Origin of the sequence: Streptomyces sp. NPDC026659, from assembly GCF_040638245.1 — a bacterium.
In the GTDB taxonomy this organism is placed as follows: domain Bacteria; phylum Actinomycetota; class Actinomycetes; order Streptomycetales; family Streptomycetaceae; genus Streptomyces.
Genome location: NZ_JBEZXY010000007.1, coordinates 204,201 through 219,224 on the forward strand (window position 1 = coordinate 204,201; position 15,024 = coordinate 219,224).

Here is a 15,024-nt window from a genome sequence, read left to right on the forward strand (position 1 = left end):
GTGAGCCGGGCGGTCCGGTGGGCCCGCGCCGAGTGGGGGCCGCTGTACGGCGCCCTGCGCGCGCGGGGCGGCCTGCCCGCGATCCCGATGACGCTCGCGGCGGTGTCCCTGACCGCGCTGCTCCAGTACGTCCAGAACCAGCCCTGGGGCTTCCGCGCGGTGGCGGCGGCCGGTGCCGTACGGGCCCAGGACCCGCTGTGGCAGGCCCTGCTGCGCACCCCGCTCTCGCTGTTCGTGCCCGCACTCGACCTGCCGGTGTGGGGCGCGCTGGCGCAGATCCTGTGCGTGTTCGGGATCGCGGAGATCTGCCTCGGCCGTCTGCGGACCCTCACCGTCGCCTACACCGCCACCCTCGCCGGAACGCTCTACGCCCGCCTCGGCATCGCCCTCGGCCCGCACTCCCCCCTCGGCCTGCCCGCCTCCGACGCCCTGGTGGTGGACACCGGCCCGTCGGCGGCCGTGGTCGGCCTCGCGGTGTTCGTGGCGGCCCGCTACGGCGCCCGTACGACGGCGGTCCTGGTGCCGGTGGCGATGGTCGTGGAGGTGCTGGCGAAGGACAACCTGGCGGGCAAGGAGCATCTGGCGGCACTGCTGGCGACGGGCGCGCTGTGCGCGGGCTCGGCGGTGCGACGCCGGTACAGGACCCGGACGCCGGGTCAGCCGCCGCGCGGGAGCCGCGCCGGGCTCGGGTCGGGCTTGCCGCCGATCCAGTCCTGGACGGCCCGTCGGGGGCCGGCCCAGCGGCGGTCGTGGCGGTAGGCGCGCAGGAGGGCACGGGCGCGGGCGCGGGGGCGGTGGACGTAGAACCGGCGGGCCCAGGGGGAGGTGGGGCGGGCCAGGCGGATCGCGCCCGCGAGGGCGAGCAGGGGCACGATGGCGCCGAAGATCGCGACACGGGCCTTGCCCTTGCTGAGCGCGACCAGTGAGAAGAAGAAGTTCACGGCGATGGTGGCGATGGCCCCGCCCCGGTCCTGGAGTTCGTCGGCGGAGAGGTCGTTGACGCCGAACGGGGAGAACCCGGCGAGGAGTAGTCCGACCAGGGCGGCGGTGAGCACGACGACCTCGACGCTCTTGCGGCCCTCGGCCGTCCAGTAGACGTCGTCCAGGTGCAGGATCAGCGCGAACTCGTCGAGCACCAGCCCCGCGCCGATCCCGAAGACGACGGCCGCGAGCCCGGCCCCGAAGCCGTGCCGGTCACTGGCGACGGCACCGAACCCGCCGACGAGGGTGAGGACGACCCCGGGCACCACGTGATGGATGTGCAGCCCGCCCGCGCTGACGTTGCCGAACGGCCCCTTCCCGGCGCGGATCAGGCGGGTGACGATCCGGGTGACGAGGAAGGTGAGCACGAACGCGGCGAGGGCCAGCAGCAGCGGAAGCTTGCCCGGCTCCAGGATGTTCCGCTCCCACCACTGCCCCATGTGCGCACTTTATCCCCGTTGCCCCGGAGCGGCGGCCCATGTCCGGCGCCCGGAGCAGCGCTTCCGCGCCCGCCCGGTAGCCTGCGCCGATGCCCGAGACCCCCGCCGACGCCCCGGCCCCCGCCCCTTCCCCGCTCGACGGCCTCCGCTTCGCCTTCGGCACCCTCACCGTGCTCCCCGTGCGGGTCCGCCGCTGGGACCGCGAGGCGGCGCGCGCGGGCATGCTGTGCGCCCCCGTGGCCGGACTTGCCGTCGGCGTCGGCGCGGCCGCCCTCGGCCTGCTCCTCCTGCTGCTCGGCGCCGGTCCGCTGCTCGCCGCCGTCGCCTCGGTGGCCGTACCGGCGGTGCTGACGCGGGGTCTGCACCTGGACGGGCTCGCCGACACGGCCGACGGGCTCGGCAGCGGAAAGCCCGCCGAGGACGCGCTGCGGATCATGAAGCGGTCGGACATCGGGCCGTTCGGCGTGATCACCCTGCTCCTGGTGCTGCTGGCCCAGGTGGCCGTCCTCGCCCAGCTCTACGGCACCTCCTGGACCCGGGGCGCGGTGGCCGCGCTCGTCTCGGCACTGGCGGCCCGCCTCGCGCTCACCCTGGCCGCGCGCGCCGGAGTGCCGGCCGCCCGTCCGGAGGGGCTGGGGGCGGCGGTCGCCGGGGTGGTCCCGGTGCCGGGCGCGACGGTGGCCGTGGCGGGGTGCGCGGCGCTCGCGGCGGCCTGCGGCGCGGCCTTCGGCGCGGGGGGCGCCGTCCACGCGGCGGTGGCCGTCCTGTTCGCCCTCGGCGCCGCCGAACTCCTGCTGCGCCACTGTGTCCGGCGCTTCGGCGGAGTCACCGGGGACGTGTTCGGCGCCCTCGCGGAGACGGCGGCGACGACGGCCCTGATCGTGCTCGCGCTGGGCGGCGCGGGGTAACCACCCTGTACGCGCGCGGAGTTGCCCGCAGGCGAAGGGACGGCCACGTTCGAGTGGCCACCCGGAGGAATGAGCGAGCGGGCGCACGCGCGTAGTCTCGTGGCGGGTGCTCGCCGACGGGGTGGAGACCCCGGTTGCCGAAGTGGTCCAACGCTGGGCCTAGGGTCGGCTCTCGGGCCCGGTCGACCCACCCCCCTTGCGTGAGGCCGCCCCACCGGGCGGCCGAGGAACGCAATCGGCCACTGCAACTTCACATCGGAAGCGAGATTTCACCACCGTGACTGCTCTGACTCTCAGCACCGCCGCGGCGCCCGGCCTGAGCGCCGACGCGATCGTGATCGGTGTCGCCAAGGCCGGCGCGGGCCCCGTCGTGGCGCCCGGCGCCGAGTCCGTCGTCGAGGCGTACGACGGCGCGCTGCCCGGCGTCCTGGAGACCCTCGGTGCCTCGGGTGCCGAGGGCGAGCTGACGAAGCTGCCCGCCCCGGCCGGCTTCGCGGCCCCGCTCCTGGTGGCGGTGGGCCTGGGCGCCGAGCCCGAGGCGGAGGACGGGTACGACGCCGAGACGCTGCGCCGCGCCGCCGGTGTGGCCGCGCGCGGCCTCGCCGGGACCGGCAAGGCCGCGTTCGCGCTGCCCGTGGACGGCCCCGGTGCCGTCGCCGCGATCGCCGAGGGCGCGCTGCTCGGCGCCTACGCCTTCGACGCCTACAAGGAGAAGACCGAGGACGGCGAGGCGAAGAACGCCCCGCTGGCCGAGGCCGTCGTCCTCACCGCCGAAGGCGACGACAACGACGCGGCCCTCGCCCGCGCCGTCGCGGTCAGCGAGGAGCTCAACCGCGCCCGCGACCTGGTCAACACCCCGCCGAACGACCTCGACCCGGAGGCGTTCGCGGCCATCGCGCGCGCCGCCGCCGACGAGCACGGCCTGCAGATCGAGGTGCTCGACGACGCGGCCCTGGTCGAGGGCGGCTACGGCGGCATCATGGGCGTCGGCGGGGGCTCCGCCGCCACCCCGCGCCTGGTCAAGCTGGCCTACACGCACCCCGAGGCCGAGAAGCACCTGGCCTTCGTGGGCAAGGGCATCACCTACGACTCGGGCGGCATCTCGCTCAAGCCCGCCGGGCACAACGAGACGATGAAGTGCGACATGGCCGGTGCCGCCGCCGTGTTCGCCGCGGTCGTCTCCGCCGCCCGCCTCGGCCTGAAGGTCAACGTGACCGGCTGGCTGGCGCTCGCCGAGAACATGCCGTCGGGCTCCGCCGTCCGCCCGGGCGACGTGCTGCGCATGTACAGCGGCAAGACCGTCGAGGTGCTCAACACCGACGCCGAGGGCCGCCTCGTCCTCGCGGACGCGCTGTGGGCCGCCTCGGCCGAGGAGCCGGACGCGATCGTGGACGTGGCCACGCTCACCGGCGCCATGGTGCTGGCGCTCGGCAACCGCACCTTCGGCATCATGGCGAACGACGAGGCCTTCCGCGCCTCGCTGCACGACGTGGCCGAGGAGGTCGGCGAGCCGGCCTGGCAGATGCCGCTCCCCGAGCACCTGCGCAAGGGCATGGACTCCCCCGTCGCGGACATCGCGAACATGGGCGAGCGGATGGGCGGCGGCCTGGTCGCCGGTCTGTTCCTGCAGGAGTTCGTCGGCGAGGGCATCACCTGGGCGCACCTGGACATCGCGGGCCCGGCCTTCAACGAGGGCGGCCCCTTCGGCTACACCCCGAAGGGCGGCACCGGTTCCGCGGTCCGCACGCTGGTTCGGCTCGCCGAGCTGACCGCCGACGGCGACCTGGGCTGAACCGCCCGTCGTAGCAGGGGGCGCGGGCCCGTTCCGCGCCCCTCGGGGAGGCACCCCCGAGTACCACCCCTGACACGACTCCGCCCCAGGTGAGGGCGGGGCCGGTCGGTCCGAGGGGCGCGCGGCCGCGCATCGACGCGGCCGCGCGCCCCTTTTTCGATGCCGTGCCCCCGGAGCGGACGTGGGGCGTCTCACACCCCGGCCCGGCGTATGGACCACCCCGGACAAGTGCAAAGATGGAGCCCGGCAGGACAGGGCCCCACCCGAGGGCCGAAGCATCAAGCGGCCGGACACCAGCCGCCTGCCGGTCACCGACGACCGGCGTACGGCGCACATGCATGGAGGACGTGACGTGGCGAACGACGCCAGCACCGTTTTCGACCTAGTGATCCTCGGCGGTGGCAGCGGTGGTTACGCCGCGGCCCTGCGCGGAGCGCAGCTGGGCCTGGACGTCGCCCTGATCGAGAAGGACAAGGTCGGCGGCACCTGCCTGCACCGGGGCTGCATCCCCACCAAGGCCCTGCTGCACGCGGGCGAGATCGCCGACCAGGCCCGCGAGAGCGAGCAGTTCGGTGTGAAGGCCACCTTCGAGGGCATCGACGTCCCGGCCGTCCACAAGTACAAGGACGACGTGATCTCGGGCCTCTACAAGGGCCTCCAGGGTCTGATCGCCTCGCGCAAGGTGACGTACATCGAGGGCGAGGGCCGGCTGTCCTCCCCCACCTCCGTGGACGTCAACGGCCAGCGCGTCCAGGGCCGTCACGTCCTGCTCGCGACCGGCTCCGTGCCGAAGTCGCTGCCGGGCCTGGAGATCGACGGCGACCGGATCATCTCCTCCGACCACGCCCTCGTCCTGGACCGCGTGCCCAAGTCCGCGATCATCCTCGGCGGCGGTGTCATCGGCGTCGAATTCGCCTCGGCCTGGAAGTCCTTCGGCGCCGACGTGACCGTCATCGAGGGCCTCAAGCACCTGGTGCCGGTCGAGGACGAGAACTCCTCCAAGCTCCTTGAGCGTGCCTTCCGCAAGCGCGGCATCAAGTTCAACCTCGGCACCTTCTTCGAGAAGGCCGAGTACACCCAGGACGGCGTCAAGGTCACCCTCGCCGACGGCAAGGAGTTCGAGGCCGAGGTCCTGCTCGTCGCCGTCGGCCGCGGCCCGGTGTCGCAGGGTCTGGGCTACGAGGAGCAGGGCGTCGCGATGGACCGCGGCTACGTCCTGGTCGACGAGTACATGCGCACCAACGTGCCGACCATCTCGGCCGTCGGTGACCTCGTCCCGACCCTCCAGCTCGCGCACGTCGGCTTCGCCGAGGGCATCCTGGTGGCGGAGCGCCTGGCCGGTCTGAAGACCGTCCCGATCGACTACGACGGTGTCCCCCGCGTGACGTACTGCCACCCGGAGGTCGCCTCCGTGGGCATCACCGAGGCCAAGGCCAAGGAGATCTACGGCGCGGACAAGGTCGTCGCCCTGAAGTACAGCCTGGCGGGCAACGGCAAGAGCAAGATCCTGAAGACCGCGGGCGAGATCAAGCTCGTCCAGGTCAAGGACGGTGCCGTGGTCGGCGTCCACATGGTCGGCGACCGCATGGGCGAGCAGGTCGGCGAGGCCCAGCTGATCTACAACTGGGAGGCGCTGCCGGCCGAGGTCGCCCAGCTCATCCACGCCCACCCGACGCAGAACGAGGCGCTCGGCGAGGCGCACCTGGCGCTGGCCGGCAAGCCGCTGCACGCCCACGACTGAGCCATCGGCCCCCGGGCGCGACGACACAGACTTCCGCAATTCCTTAAGGAGCAACCGAAACCATGGCGGTTTCCGTAACCCTTCCGGCGCTCGGTGAGAGCGTCACCGAGGGCACTGTCACCCGCTGGCTGAAGGCCGAGGGCGAGCGCGTCGAGGCCGACGAGCCGCTGCTCGAGGTGTCGACCGACAAGGTCGACACCGAGATCCCCTCGCCCGTCTCCGGCGTGCTGGCGTCCATCAAGGTCGCCGAGGACGAGACCGTCGAGGTCGGTGCCGAGCTGGCCCTGATCGACGACGGCTCCGGCGCCCCCGCCGCGGCCCCGGCCGCCGCCGAGGCCCCCGCCGCTGCCCCGGCCCCGGCCGCCGAGCCCGCCCCGGCGCCCGTCGCCGAGGCCCCGGCCGCCCCCGCCGCTCCGGCCGCCGAGGCGCCCGCCGCTCCGGCCGGTGCCGCCCAGGGCACCGACGTGGTGCTGCCCGCGCTCGGCGAGTCCGTCACCGAGGGCACCGTCACCCGCTGGCTGAAGTCGGTCGGCGACTCGGTCGAGGCCGACGAGCCGCTGCTCGAGGTCTCCACCGACAAGGTCGACACCGAGATCCCGGCGCCCGTCTCGGGCACGCTGCTGGAGATCGTGGTCGGCGAGGACGAGACCGCCGAGGTCGGCGCCAAGCTCGCCGTCATCGGCGTCGCCGGTGCCGCCCCCGCGGCCGCCCCGGCCCCCGCCGCCGCTGCCCCGGCCGCGCCCGCCGCCGCTGCCCCGGCCGCCCCTGCGGCTCCGGCCGCTCCGGCTCCCGCTGCCCCCGCCGCTCCGGCCGCGCCCGCCGCTGCCGCCCCGGCTCCGGTGGCCCCGGCCGCTCCGGTGGCCCCGGCCACCCCGGCTCCGGCTCCGGCTCCGGTCGCCCCGGCCACCGCGCCCACCTCCCCGACCGCCACCCAGGCGACCGACGAGGGCGCCTACGTGACCCCGCTGGTGCGCAAGCTCGCCGCCGAGAACGGCGTCGACCTGGCCGGCGTCAAGGGCACCGGTGTCGGCGGCCGTATCCGCAAGCAGGACGTCCTCGCCGCCGCCGAGGCCGCGAAGGCCGCCGCCCCGGCTCCGGCTCCGGCCGCCGCCGCCGCTCCGGCCGCCGCGAAGAAGGCCCCGGCGCTCGAGGTCTCCCCGCTGCGCGGCCAGACCGTCAAGATGACCCGCATCCGCAAGGTCATCGGCGACAACATGGTCAAGGCGCTCCAGGAGCAGGCCCAGCTGTCGTCGGTCGTCGAGGTCGACGTCACCCGTCTGATGAAGCTGCGCGGCAAGGCGAAGGACTCCTTCGCCGCCCGTGAGGGCGTCAAGCTCTCCCCGATGCCGTTCTTCGTCAAGGCCGCCGCGCAGGCGCTGAAGGCCCACCCGGTCATCAACGCCAAGATCAACGAGGCCGACGGCACGATCACCTACTTCGACACCGAGAACGTCGGTATCGCGGTGGACTCGGAGAAGGGCCTGATGACCCCGGTCATCAAGCACGCCGGTGACCTCAACATCGCGGGCATCGCCAAGGCGACGGCCGAGCTGGCGGGCAAGGTCCGCGCCAACAAGATCACCCCGGACGAGCTGTCCGGCGCGACCTTCACCATCTCCAACACCGGTTCGCGCGGTGCCCTGTTCGACACGATCATCGTGCCGCCGGGCCAGGTCGCGATCCTCGGCATCGGCGCCACGGTCAAGCGCCCGGCCGTCCTGGAGACGGAGGAGGGCACGGTCATCGCCGTCCGCGACATGACCTACCTGACCCTCTCCTACGACCACCGCCTGGTCGACGGCGCCGACGCGGCCCGTTACCTGACGACGGTCAAGCAGATCCTGGAAGCGGGCGAGTTCGAGGTAGAGCTCGGCCTGTAACTCCCTGGCCTGTGAAGAAGCCCCCCTGTCGAAGGACAGGGGGGCTTCGCCGTTCCTGGGGAAGCCTGAGCTTGTCAGCGCCGGGCAACGACCACTCCCTGAAGGGGCGCGGGGAACTGCGCGACCAGCCACGACGAACCCGCACACACCCCAAACCCGCACCCCTACGGCGAGATGCCTCGAAAACACCCTGTGCCCCTCGTCTCACCTGGGCAAAAGCACCCCTATGCGCCGCACGGCATCCGCACGGCACCCTTATCGTCGTAGAGCCACCTCGCGAAGGAGCCCAGAATGACCGCGCCCGTCGTCCACTCGCTGCGCGAACAGATCCGCGAGCACATCGTGGAGGGCATCGTCAGCGGCCGCTGGCAGCCGGGCGAGCGCATCGTGGAGCGCCGTATCGCCACGGAACTGGAGGTCAGCCAGACCCCGGTCCGCGAGGCGCTCCGCGAGCTGGAGACCCTCCGCCTGATCGAGTCGGCCCCCAACAAGGGCGTCCGCGTACGCAACCTGACCGCGGCCGACCTGGAGGAGAGCTACCCCGTACGAGCGGGCCTGGAGGCCATAGCGGCGGAGCTGGCGGCCGACACCCTCGCGGAGGACTGCTCGGCCCTGGAGCCCCACGTAACCGCCCTTTACGAGGCCGACCAGGCCGCCGACGGCACCGGCCAGGTCCGCCACACCGTCGGCTTCCACCGCGAACTGGTGCGCGCCGCGGGCAACTCCGTGCTGCTGCACACCTGGGAGGGCCTCGGCATCGAGGTCTTCACCGCCCTGTCGATCCGCTGGCTGGGCACCGTCCAGCAGTCGTACGCGGAGGAGCACCAGGAGCTGGTGGAGGCGTTCAAGCGCCGTGACCCCCGGATCGCGGAGCTGGTGAAGGCGCACGTTCTGGGCTGCGCGCCCCGCGCCTGAGCCGTACCCCGCTCACCTGCGAAAACGGGGACGAAAACCGCCAAAAACACGGCACCCCGTGCCTGTCCAAAAGACACCGGGTGCCTACTTTCGCGCAAAGACGGGGTTTTCACCCCCAAACCTTTGATCGATCATCGATCAGGGAGTTACAGTCCTCGACGGCCCTGTCCTGCCAAAGACCAAGGGCACCCCCAAGCTCTCAACCATGAGAGCACCCCCTTCGACTGAGGAAGGCGGCGACATGACCGACCCCAACGCCATCCAGCAGAGCGCGCTCGACCAGCTCCCGGACCGCGACGCCGAGGAGACCGCCGAGTGGCGTGCCTCCCTGGACGCCGTCGCCAGGGAGGCGGGCCCGCATCGCGCCGCGTACCTGATGCGGCGGACGCTGGAGCGTGCCGAGGCGGACGGCATCGGCCTGCCGAAGCTCGTCGAGACGGACTACCTCAACACCATCCCCACCGCCGCCGAGCCGGGCATCCCCGGTGACGCCGCGCTGGAGGCCCGGATCACCGCCTGGAACCGCTGGAACGCGGCCGCGATGGTCACCCGGGGCAGCAAGTACGGCGTCGGCGGCCACATCGCCACCTTCGCCTCCGCCGCGTGGCTGTACGAGACCGGCTTCAACCACTTCTTCAAGGGCAAGGAGGGCGACGGCTCGGGCGACCAGCTCTACATCCAGGGCCACGCCTCCCCGGGCATCTACGCCCGCGCCTTCCTGGACGGGCGGCTGACCGAGACCCAGCTCGACAACTTCCGCCAGGAGGCGGGCGGCAACGGCCTGCCCTCCTACCCGCACCCCCGCCGCCTGCCCTGGCTGTGGGAGTTCCCGACGGTGTCGATGGGCCTCGGCCCGCTCTCCGCGATCTACCAGGCGCGGTTCAACCGCTACCTGACCAACCGCGCCATCAAGGACGTCTCCGCCTCGCACGTGTGGGCGTTCCTCGGCGACGGCGAGATGGACGAGCCGGAGTCGACGGCGGCCCTCGCGCTCGCCGCCCGTGAGGAGCTGGACAACCTCACCTTCGTCATCAACTGCAACCTCCAGCGCCTCGACGGCCCGGTCCGCGCGAACTTCAAGATCGTGCAGGAGCTGGAGGCCCAGTTCCGCGGCGCGGGCTGGAACGTCATCAAGACCCTGTGGGGCACCGCCTGGGACGAGCTGTTCCAGCTGGACACCACGGGCGCGCTGGTCCGCCGCCTGCGCCAGGTACCGGACGCCCAGATCCAGACGTACCAGACGCGTGACGCGGCCTACATCCGCCAGGACTTCTTCGGCGCCGACCCGGCGCTGGTGGAGATGGCGAAGCTGCTGAGCGACGACAAGATCCTCGAGTGCTTCCACCTCTCGCGCGGCGGCCACGAGGCCCGCAAGGTCTACGCCGCGTACAAGGCTGCCGTCGAGCACAAGGGCGCGCCGACCGTGATCCTGGCCCAGACGGTCAAGGGCCACACCCTCGGCCCGGGCTTCGCCTCCAAGAACGCCAACCACCAGATGAAGAAGCTCTCGGTGGACGAGTTCAAGGCGATGCGCGACCTCCTTGAGCTGCCGATCCCGGACAGCGCCTTCGCCGACGGCCAGGTGCCCTACGGCCACCCGGGCGCCGACTCCCCCGAGGTCCGCTACCTCCAGGAGCGCCGCGCGGCCCTCGGCGGCCCGGCCCCGGCCCGCCGCACGCAGCCGCTGCCCGCGCTGCCCGCCCCCGCCGACAAGGCGTTCGCCTCCTTCGACAAGGGCTCCGGCTCGCAGAACGTGGCGACCACCATGGCGTTCGTCCGCCTGGTCAAGGACCTGGTCCGCGACAAGGAGACCGGCAAGCGCTGGGTGCCGATCGTCCCCGACGAGGCGCGCACCTTCGGCATGGAGTCGCTGTTCCCCTCGCTCGGCATCTACTCGCCCAAGGGCCAGACGTACGAGCCGGTCGACCGCGACCAGCTGATGTACTACAAGGAGGCCAAGAACGGCCAGATCCTCAACGAGGGGATCACCGAGGCCGGTTCGATGGCCGACTTCATCGCCGCGTCCAGCGCGTACTCCACGCACGGCGAAGCGATGATCCCGTTCTACATCTTCTACTCGATGTTCGGCTGGCAGCGCACGGCCGACCAGATGTGGCAGCTCGGCGACCAGCTCGGCCGCGGCTTCCTCGTCGGCGCGACGGCCGGCCGTACGACCCTGACGGGCGAGGGCCTCCAGCACGCCGACGGCCACTCCCCGGTCATCGCCGCGACCAACCCGGCCGCGCTGACGTACGACCCGGCGTTCGCCTACGAGGTCGCCGCCATCGTCAAGGAGGGTCTGCGCCGCATGTACGGCGAGGCCGCCGAGGGCGAGGACCAGGACGTCTTCTACTACCTGACGGTCTACAACGAGCCGCTGCCGCAGCCGGCCAAGCCGTCCGCCCCCGGCATCGACGAGGGCATCGTCAAGGGCCTGTACCGCTTCAACACGGCGGAGTCCGCGGGCGTGACCGTCCCGGCCAACGCCCCGCGCATGCAGCTGCTCGGCTCGGGTACGGCGATCCACTGGGCGCTGGACGCGCAGCGGATGCTCGCCGAGGAGTGGGGCGTGGCCGCCGACGTGTGGTCCGCGACCTCCTGGTCCGAGCTGCGCCGCGACGCCATGGACGCCGACGCGGCCCTGCTGCGCGGCGAGGAGCGGGTGCCGTTCGTGCGCCGGGCGCTCCAGGGCGCCGAGGGCCCGGTCCTCGCGGTCTCCGACTACATGCGCCAGGTCCCGGACCAGATCGCGCAGTGGGTCGACCAGGACTGGTCCTCGCTGGGTGCGGACGGCTTCGGCCTCTCCGACACCCGCGCGGCGGCCCGCCGTCACTTCGGTGTCGACGCCGAGTCGATCGTCGTCGCGGCCCTGGCGCAGCTCGCCCGGCGCGGCGAGGTCAAGGCGACGGCCGTGAAGGAAGCCCGCGAGAAGTACGGTCTGTGACCTTCTGAGGTCCGCTGAAGGGGTACGGCACGACGCCGTGCCCCTTCTTCGTTTTCCTCCGCCGTTTCCCGCCGTTCACCGTGCCGTTCCACGTGCGGGGTGCCGTGCGAGGCCCGATGCTGGTGCCGTGATGGACGAGACGGAGTTCTGGGAGCTGATCGACGCCACCCGCGAGGCCGCCGAGGGCGACCCCGAGGAGCAGGCCGACCTGCTGGTGGACCGGCTGCTCCAGCTGGACCCGGACATGGTCCTGGACTTCGCCCGTCACTTCGAGGCCCGCTACAACCGCGCGTACCGCTGGGATCTGTGGGGCGCGGCCTGGATTCTGCTGGGCGGCGCGAGCGACGACGCCTTCGACTACTTCCGGTGCTGGCTGATCGGCCAGGGCCGGGAGGTGTTCGAGGGCGCGCTGCACGATCCGGACGCGCTGGCGGAGCTGGTGGAGGACTTCGACGAGGAGATGGACGGGGACGGCGAGGAGCTGGGGTACGCGGCCGACGAGGCGTACGAGCGGCTGACCGGTGTGGTCGCCCCCGAGCTGGGCATCGCCCCGGCGCCCGCGGAGCCCGCGGGCACGGCCTTCGACTTCGAGAACGACGGCATGCTGGCGGAGCGCTATCCGGTCCTGTGGGAACGCTTCAGGGAGTGAGGCGTGCCCGCTCGCTTTCCGGCACCCCGCTCACCGGCCCTGCAGACGGGCCGCCGCGTTCCTGATCTCGGGGAGGCGGGCGCTCAGGGCGGCGCCGGGGCAGCTGGTCTGGTAGCCGTCGTTGTGGCCCGCGAGGGCCGGGAGGCTGGCGGCCGTGCCCGCCTTGTACCGGCTCAGCCCGTTGCTGGAGACCAGCCGGACGTGGGAGCGCGGGTCGATGCCGGCGAGGCCCAGCTTCCAGGCGGCCACGGCGGCGATCGCGTCGGTCATGGCGCGCGGGACGGGGACGCCCGCGGTGAAGGTGCCGAGCGCGGCGATCCCGGCGGTGCGGTGGTTGAAGCCCTGGGTGTGGGCGCCGGTGACGGGCCGGTCCACTCCCCCGGCGCGGCCCTCGTAGACGGTGCCGCAGCGGTCCACGAGGAAGCTGTAGCCGATGTCGTCCCAGTGCCGGCTGCCGGTCTGGCCCGCGTACAGGGCGCGGATGATGCGCGGGGCGTCGGCGCAGTCGTAGCCGTTGGGCGAGTCGGTGTGGTGGACGAAGACGGCGACCACCTTGTCGTCGTAGCGCGGGGCGGGCTGCTCGTGCCGGGCGGTGGCATCGAGCCAGACGGAGCGGGGCACGATCACCGGGCGGGGCGCGTGGTGGAGCGGGGACGGGACGGGGGCGGTCGTGGCGGGGTGCTCGGAGTGGTGGGCGACGATGCTCCCGCTGCCCCGCGCGAGGACCAGTACCGCGATCAGGGCGGTGATTCCGGGCAGGCAGCCGACGGCCAGCAGCACCGCGCCCGGTACCCGGACGCGCCGCCTCTGTCCGCCCGGTCCTCGCGTGGCACGCATGATCCCATCGTCGGATCGCCCGGCCGGGTCCGCGATGTGTGCTGTGCCACCCGGTGGAACCATCGTCCCCGTCCGGGACGTTTCCGGGGGTACACGCACACGTGTGCCGTTTCCCTCCCGGGGGCGCTCGTGCGCGACTGATCAGCGGGCTCGTCCCGCCCGTACTGGGGGGTCCGAGAGAAAGGCGGCTTCGTGGACCTGCTCGACGTGCTGCTCGTGCTGGTGGTCCTCGTCTACGCGGCGGCCGGTTACCGGCGCGGCCTGGTGGCCGGGTGTCTGTCGCTGGCCGGGTTCGTGGGCGGCGCGGCCGTCGGTGTCTGGGCGCTGCCCTGGGTGACGGGTCTGGTGACGCGCGGGTCGGCGGGGGCGATCGTGCTCGCGGTGCTGACGGTGCTGGTGCCGGGTGTGGTGGGGCACGAGCTGGCGGGGCAGCTGGGGCTGCGGCTGCGCAGCCGTATGGACCGCGCGGGCGGGGGCGCGCTGCGGATCGTGGACGGGATGGGCGGCGCGGCGGCCAACTCGGTGGCGGTGCTGATCGTGGCGTGGGTGGCGGCGAGCGTGCTGGCGGCGACGTCCTCGCAGACCCTGACGACGGCGATCCGGAGCTCGGCGATCCTCGGCGCGGTGCAGGAGACGATGCCGGAGACGACCCCGGGGTGGTTCTCGCGGGCCACCTCGGCGCTGACGGAGGCGGGTTTCCCGCAGGTCTTCAACCCGTTCGAGAACGAGTCCACGGCCCGGGTGGCCAAGCCCACCGGGGACAGCGTGACGGCGGAGGCGACGGAGGCGGCCCGGACGAGCACGGTGAAGATCGAGGGCGCGGTGGGCGCCGAGGGTCGCGAGGGCAGCGGGTTCGTGTACGCGCCCCGGCACGTGATGACGAACGCGCACGTGGTGGCCGGGATCGACGAGCCGTCGGTGCGGGTGGGCGGGGTCGGCCCGTCGTACGCGGCGCGGGTGGTGCTCTTCGACCCGGACCGGGACGTGGCGGTGCTCTACGTGCCCCGGCTGAGCGCCCCGGTGCTGCGCTTCGACGACGGCGCGCGGCGCGGGGACTCGGCGGTGGTCGCGGGCTATCCGGAGGACGGCGGCCTGAACCTTCAGGCGGCGACGGTGGCGAACCGGGTGCGGGCGACCGGCCAGAACATCTACAACGACCGCACGGTCACCCGCGAGGTCTACTCGGTCCGCTCGACGGTCCGCCCGGGCAACTCGGGCGGACCCCTGCTCACCACGTCCGGGCGGGTGTACGGCGTGGTGTTCGCCCGCTCCACCTCGGACTCCGAGACGGGCTACGTGCTCACGGCGGACGAGGTCGCGGGCGACGCGGCGCGGGCGGCGAAGGCGACGAAGCCGGTGGACACCGGGCACCTGATCACGTCGTAGGGCACCCGGGGCACCTCACAGGAAGCGGCCCATGCAGACGTCGTCGACGTACTCCCCGGCGATGAGGAACTCCTCCGGGAAGACGCCCTCGACCTTGAAGCCCTCGGCCTCGTAGAGCCGGCGGGCCGGGGCGTTGTGGCCGAGGACGCGCAGGGTGAGGCGCCGGGCGCCCTGTCGGCGGGCCAGTTCGACGGCGCCCCGGACCAGTGCGCGGCCGACGCCCAGGCCGCGTGCCTCCTCGGCGACGGCGATGCCCTGGATCTGCCGTACGTGCGCGTTCACGGCGAGCGGGGTGGGCGGGCAGATGCGGACGTAGCCGACGAGGCGGCCGTCGATTTCGGCGGCCAGGTGGTTCTCCGGGGGGTGCCGTTCGCCGAAGAAGGCCGGGTACGGCGGGCTCGGCTCGGGCTGCACCGAGTGCAGCGTGGACCAGGTGAGGCGGTCGAGCAGGGCCAGTTCCGCCTCGTCCTCGGGCCGGGCGGCGCGTATGAGGGGCTGTGTCATGGGAGGACTGTACGGCGGCGACTTGCGGCTCCGGTGGGCCGTTCTCC

At 73.0% G+C, this 15,024-nt stretch carries 12 protein-coding genes; 9 read left to right on the top strand and 3 right to left on the bottom strand.

What is annotated here, in order from left to right:
* Complete coding sequence (locus AB0E91_RS19355) at window positions 1-759, top strand: hypothetical protein (protein WP_361782941.1); 759 nt, start codon at window positions 1-3, stop codon at window positions 757-759.
* Here AB0E91_RS19355 and AB0E91_RS19360 read toward each other — a convergent pair.
* Complete coding sequence (locus AB0E91_RS19360; protein ID WP_361782944.1) at window positions 657-1,421, bottom strand: hypothetical protein; 765 nt, start codon at window positions 1,419-1,421, stop codon at window positions 657-659. The two genes, AB0E91_RS19355 and AB0E91_RS19360, sit on opposite strands and share 103 nt — an antisense overlap.
* An 89-nt stretch (window positions 1,422-1,510) precedes the next feature.
* Here AB0E91_RS19360 and AB0E91_RS19365 point away from each other — a divergent pair, with 89 nt between their 5' ends.
* From AB0E91_RS19365 to AB0E91_RS19395, 7 genes are all read left to right on the top strand, one after another.
* Window positions 1,511-2,329: an adenosylcobinamide-GDP ribazoletransferase gene (locus AB0E91_RS19365; RefSeq protein ID WP_361782947.1), complete on the top strand. Its 819-nt coding sequence runs from the start codon at window positions 1,511-1,513 to the stop codon at window positions 2,327-2,329.
* Window positions 2,330-2,606: 277 nt separating this feature from the next.
* Window positions 2,607-4,121 carry a leucyl aminopeptidase gene (locus AB0E91_RS19370; RefSeq protein ID WP_361782950.1) on the top strand — a complete coding sequence of 505 codons (1,515 nt, stop codon included), beginning with the start codon at window positions 2,607-2,609 and terminating at the stop codon, window positions 4,119-4,121.
* A 352-nt stretch (window positions 4,122-4,473) separates the two neighbouring features.
* Window positions 4,474-5,862: a dihydrolipoyl dehydrogenase gene (gene lpdA / locus AB0E91_RS19375; protein WP_361782953.1), complete on the top strand. Its 1,389-nt coding sequence runs from the start codon at window positions 4,474-4,476 to the stop codon at window positions 5,860-5,862.
* A 62-nt stretch (window positions 5,863-5,924) separates the two neighbouring features.
* Window positions 5,925-7,742, top strand: coding sequence for a 2-oxoglutarate dehydrogenase, E2 component, dihydrolipoamide succinyltransferase (gene sucB, locus AB0E91_RS19380; RefSeq protein ID WP_361782956.1), 1,818 nt, complete (start codon window positions 5,925-5,927; stop codon window positions 7,740-7,742).
* A gap of 291 nt (window positions 7,743-8,033) precedes the next feature.
* Window positions 8,034-8,657, top strand: a complete 624-nt coding sequence (locus tag AB0E91_RS19385; RefSeq protein WP_361782959.1) for a GntR family transcriptional regulator — start codon at window positions 8,034-8,036, stop codon at window positions 8,655-8,657.
* A 241-nt stretch (window positions 8,658-8,898) separates the two neighbouring features.
* Window positions 8,899-11,601: a pyruvate dehydrogenase (acetyl-transferring), homodimeric type gene (gene aceE, locus AB0E91_RS19390; protein ID WP_361782962.1), complete on the top strand. Its 2,703-nt coding sequence runs from the start codon at window positions 8,899-8,901 to the stop codon at window positions 11,599-11,601.
* A 130-nt stretch (window positions 11,602-11,731) separates the two neighbouring features.
* Complete coding sequence (locus AB0E91_RS19395) at window positions 11,732-12,250, top strand: DUF4240 domain-containing protein (protein WP_161181752.1); 519 nt, start codon at window positions 11,732-11,734, stop codon at window positions 12,248-12,250.
* A gap of 30 nt (window positions 12,251-12,280) precedes the next feature.
* Here the strand turns inward: AB0E91_RS19395 and AB0E91_RS19400 are convergent, their stop codons facing one another.
* The gene (locus AB0E91_RS19400) at window positions 12,281-13,087 is read right to left on the bottom strand and encodes a peptidoglycan recognition protein (RefSeq protein WP_361782965.1); all 807 of its coding nucleotides are present in this window, start codon (window positions 13,085-13,087) and stop codon (window positions 12,281-12,283) included.
* Window positions 13,088-13,279: 192 nt separating this feature from the next.
* Between AB0E91_RS19400 and AB0E91_RS19405 the strand changes: the two genes are divergently transcribed.
* Window positions 13,280-14,473, top strand: coding sequence for a MarP family serine protease (locus AB0E91_RS19405; protein ID WP_361782968.1), 1,194 nt, complete (start codon window positions 13,280-13,282; stop codon window positions 14,471-14,473).
* 15 nt (window positions 14,474-14,488) lie between these two features.
* On the opposite strand, the gene AB0E91_RS19410 is transcribed toward AB0E91_RS19405, so the two are convergent.
* Complete coding sequence (locus AB0E91_RS19410) at window positions 14,489-14,977, bottom strand: GNAT family N-acetyltransferase (protein WP_361782971.1); 489 nt, start codon at window positions 14,975-14,977, stop codon at window positions 14,489-14,491.
* Between the last annotated feature and the right edge of the window lie 47 nt (window positions 14,978-15,024).